The organism is Neochlamydia sp. AcF65, assembly GCF_018342435.1.
Lineage (GTDB): Bacteria > Chlamydiota > Chlamydiia > Chlamydiales > Parachlamydiaceae > Neochlamydia.
On sequence record NZ_JAEMUE010000004.1, the window covers coordinates 1 to 4,425 of the forward strand.

Consider the following 4,425-nt stretch of genomic DNA (forward strand, 5'->3'; position numbering starts at 1 on the left):
CCTTGCTTAAAAGCAATAAGCTTTTTCGATAGCATGACGCCACGGGGCTTTGCCTTTGATGGAGCAGGAGTAGAAGGAAAAGGCTGCAAAACTCCCTTGGGCAATGGTAAGACATTTGAGCTTATCCAAACTCCTGGACAGATGGCCCAATATGTAGGTAAAGATGAAAAAGGCCGATGGTGGCATAAAGAAGAGCCTCATCTTCCTATGGAGTTGCTAAACTTTACTCATTTGTTAGGTAACAAAGAGCTAACTGAGCAATATAAACAAAATGTTCAGCACCAGCTTACTACTCCTTATCACCAAAATCTTAATATATCTCAATACCTAGCCCGGCACCATTTAGTTTATGAAGATATGGAAAATTTTGATCCAGGGATAGGTAACTTAAGTAAACAAGGAATGTTATTTAAAGTTAAAAATGACTTCTATCGGTTTCCTCATTTAGCTTTGGACCGGCTAGCCCTTCTTAAAAAAGTAGAAGCTTCCGACACTTTTGCTAGGATTGATAAACTAAGAGAGTTAGAAATTATAACGAAAGGGGCCACTGAAAAGCTGAAAGATTGGATGAGCGTAGCCTTATTCATGCGTCTTAAAACTTATTCTCATTATCAGGCGCAAAAAGAGATGATGAATCCTCTTCTTAAACCCTTTGGCTTTGAGGATCCAGATCTTATTAAAAAGCAGTTTGCCCTAGATCCTAAAGCCTTAAAAAAGATAAAAAAAATCTACCATATCTTCATTCCTTTCTATCAAGTTATTCAAGATTTTTTAGCGGGTAATGAAGATAAGCTTAAATCTTCTGATTTGGAGGATAACTCACCAGAGACACGGGGGGATATACACGAAAGGCTTTTTCAACATAAAAAAGCAGAAAAATGTTATCTTTTAGCAAAAGAAGCAAATCCACAAAATGCAGGGGTTTTAAATTCTCTCGCCATCATTTACTACGAACAAGGTAATTTAGATAAAGCAGCAGAATATAGCCACAAAGCATTCGCTATTAACCTTAAGCTTTTTGGTAAAAATCACCCCGGTGTGGCAGCTTATTACAATAACCTAGGAGGAATCTACAAAAAGCAAGGTAATTTAGACAAAGCGGAAGAGTATATTAACAAAGCGCTTGCCATTGAACTTAAGCTTTTAGGTGAAAATCATTCCGATGTGGCAATTTATTACAATCACCTAGGACAAACCTACAAAGAGCAAGGCAAGTTAGGCCAGGCGGAAGAGTATATTAACAAAGCGCTTGCCATTAACCTTAAGCTTTTAGGTAAAAATCATCCCGCTGTGGCAAGGGATTACAATAACCTGGGGACAATCTACCAAGAGCAAGGCAAGTTAAGCCAGGCGGAAGAGTATGTTAAAAAAGCGCTTGCCATCGATCTTAACCATTTCGGGGAAAATCATCCCAAAGTAGCATGTTATTACAATAACCTGGGGACAATCTACCATAAGCAAGGCAAGTTAGGCCAGGCGGAAAAGTATATTAACAAAGCGCTTGTCATTGACCTTAAGCTTTTAGGTGAACATCATCCCGATGTGGCAAATAATTACAATACCCTAGGAGACATCTACAAGGAACAAGGTAAGTTAGACCAGGCGGAAGAGTACATTAACAAAGCGCTTGTCATTAGCCTTAGCCTTTTTGGGGAAAATCATCCCGATGTGGCAATCAATTACAACAACCTAGGAGGAATCTACAAAAATCAAGGTAAGTTAAGTCAGGCGGAAGAATATATTAAAAAAGCGCTTGCCATTAACCTTAAGCTTTTTGATGAAAATCATCCCACACTGCCAAAGGGTTACAATAATCTGGCAGTAATCTACGAAAATCAAGGTAAGTTAGGTCAGGCGGAAGAATGTATTAAAAAAGCGCTTGCCATTGGTATCACGCTTTTTGGTGAAAATCATCCCGCTGTGGCCATGGTTTACAATAACCTAGGACTAATCTACCAAGAGCAAGGCAAGTTAAGCCAGGCGGAAGAGTATATTAACAAAGCGCTTGCCATTAACCTTAAGCTTTTTGGTGAAAATCATCCCGATGTGGCAAATTATTACAATAACCTAGGAGACATCTACAAGGAACAAGGTAAGTTAGGCCAGGCGGAAGAGTATGTTAAAAAAGCGCTTGCCATTGGCATCACGGTTTTTGGTGAACATCATCCCACCATGGCAAGTTATTGCAACACACTGGGAACAATCTACCACTGCCAAGGTAAGTTACGCCAGGCGAAAGAGTATATTAACAAAGCGCTCGCCATCGACCTTAAGCTTTTTGGTGAATCTCATCCCAATGTGGCAAATTATTACAATAACCTAGGAGGCATCTACAAAGAACAAGGTAAGTTAGGCCAGGCGGAAGAGTATGTTAAAAAAGCGCTTGCCATTGGCATCACGGTTTTTGGTGAACATCATCCCATGGTGGCAAGTTATTGCAACACACTGGGATCAATCTACCACGGCCAAGGTAAGTTAGGCCAGGCGAAAAAGTATATTAAAAAAGCGCTTGCAATTGCTCTTAAACTTTTTAATGAAAACCACCCTATAGTGATAATGCTAGCCAATAAGCTAAAAACGATTTCATAAAAAGGTGCTAAAAAATTTACCGATTAAAAATTTGTGTAGAGTGAGATAAAAGGAGGATAATCTTATGAATTTAGAAATCTTTCGTATTTACCCTTTTATATTTCCTGCCTTTGAGAAAAAAAGCGGCCAGCCTAACACTTCTATGAAGAACCTTAGTGTTTATGGAGAAATCGCTTTAAAGATATTCCATAAATTAGGGTCGCAGGATTTGTGCCAAGCTAAGCTAGTATGTAAAGAGTGGAAGCAATTAATTGAACAGATTGATGGATGGAAAAGGGTTCGTTTAAAGAAAATTAAAAGTAATTTACCAACAAATAATCAGCTTGCTAATAATAAAGCAAATTCCTTGGATCCTTCTCCGCCTCACTGGAGCCCCTTTCAAATAGCTAAATCCTTATGGTGTAATCCAACGACTATTATTAGCGGCTCACAGGAAGCAAAAGTAAATGCTGTAGCTACCTATTTACATAAAGAAAGCATTGAATTAAAAGGGGTTGCAGGTGATGGGGACTGCTTTTTTAATGCTTTTTTAGGAAGCTATGCTTCCCTTTCTAGAAAGATTCCATTACTTGACATGTCTAGCGATAAAATTTCTTATTTAAGACAAGTGCTCTCAGACATTATTAAGCACAATAACAGCAAAAGAGCAGAAGAAATAATAGAAAAAGGAAGTTGGATAAGCGGCTTAGGCGAGGGAGATTTATTAGCCTCGGCTTTATCCATTCCTATAAGGCTAGTAACGGTTAATGAAGAACGATTGATTTGCGGTATTAATGATATGATTATCTTTCCAAAAGTAGGCTTATCGGAAGATAATAGATCTCAGGAATGGGAATCGATTCCTCAAGAAGAAAGACCTCAAGAATATATCTTTATTGTAGATTTAGGCGGCCATTTTATCTATGCTCAAAAGCCTTTAAAGCAAGATAAATCCCTTCTTTCAAAGTCGAAAACCTCTTCTGATATTCTTTCTTCTAATTCGCTATCTACAAATGAATTAAAAAACATCTCAGAAACATTGGAAAGCCAGGAGCTTTTATTAGACGAGAAGATAAAAGAATTAGAACAAACCTATACTTTAGCTTTACAAATTGCTGTTCAAGAGAAAGATCCTATTCAAGAAAGCTTTTGCATAGAAGAATTAGGTGACATTTATCTAAGAAAACAAACGTCTGAAACGCTCCTGCAAGCGGCAGGCCTTTATAATTATGCCTTACGCCTAGCTCCTCAAGAGCGTCAAAAAGTTCTTAGGGATAGACTCTGCCAAGTTCAAAATTTACTTATTAAACAATGTAAAGGTAAACCCTTTGATTCTACGGTAATGAGGAAGCAATTTGAACGCAATCGCCACAACTTAAAAAAATTTAGAGAAGAGATAGAGAAGAAAATCCAAACTTTGCCAGAAGACCCTTCTTCCCTAGAGGTAAGAGAACTGTATGGTGAGATAGCCCACCAGATAAAAACTTTCTTTGGGCAGCTTGTAATACAGGCCTTGCATCAATTAGATCCTGCGCCTTGTGAATATGCCATGATAGGCTTTGGTTCATTAGCTAGGGAAGAAATGACCCCTTATTCTGACTTAGAATTTGGCATTCTTATACAAGAAGATACTCCTGTAAACAGGAAGTACTTTAGAAATCTGACAAATTTACTTCACTTACAGGTTATCAATTTAGGGGAAACTATTCTTCCTGCTTTGAACATCCCTTGCTTAAAAGCAATAAGCTTTTTCGATAGCATGACGCCACGGGGCTTTGCCTTTGATGGAGCAGGAGTAGAAGGAAAAGGCTGCAAAACTCCTTTGGGCAATGGTAAGACATTTGAGCTTATCCAAAC

Annotated in this window: 2 protein-coding genes; both read left to right on the forward strand. The window is 38.3% G+C overall.

All coding sequences use genetic code 11. The features are described 5' to 3' along the window. The coding region (locus tag NEOC65_RS00180; protein ID WP_213155330.1) for a tetratricopeptide repeat protein at positions 1 to 2,589 on the forward strand (2,589 nt) is incomplete at its 5' end. 64 nt (positions 2,590 to 2,653) lie between these two features. Then, positions 2,654 to 4,425, forward strand: a 1,772-nt coding sequence (locus NEOC65_RS00185; RefSeq protein WP_213155331.1) for an F-box-like domain-containing protein, incomplete at its 3' end; no start/stop codon positions are given.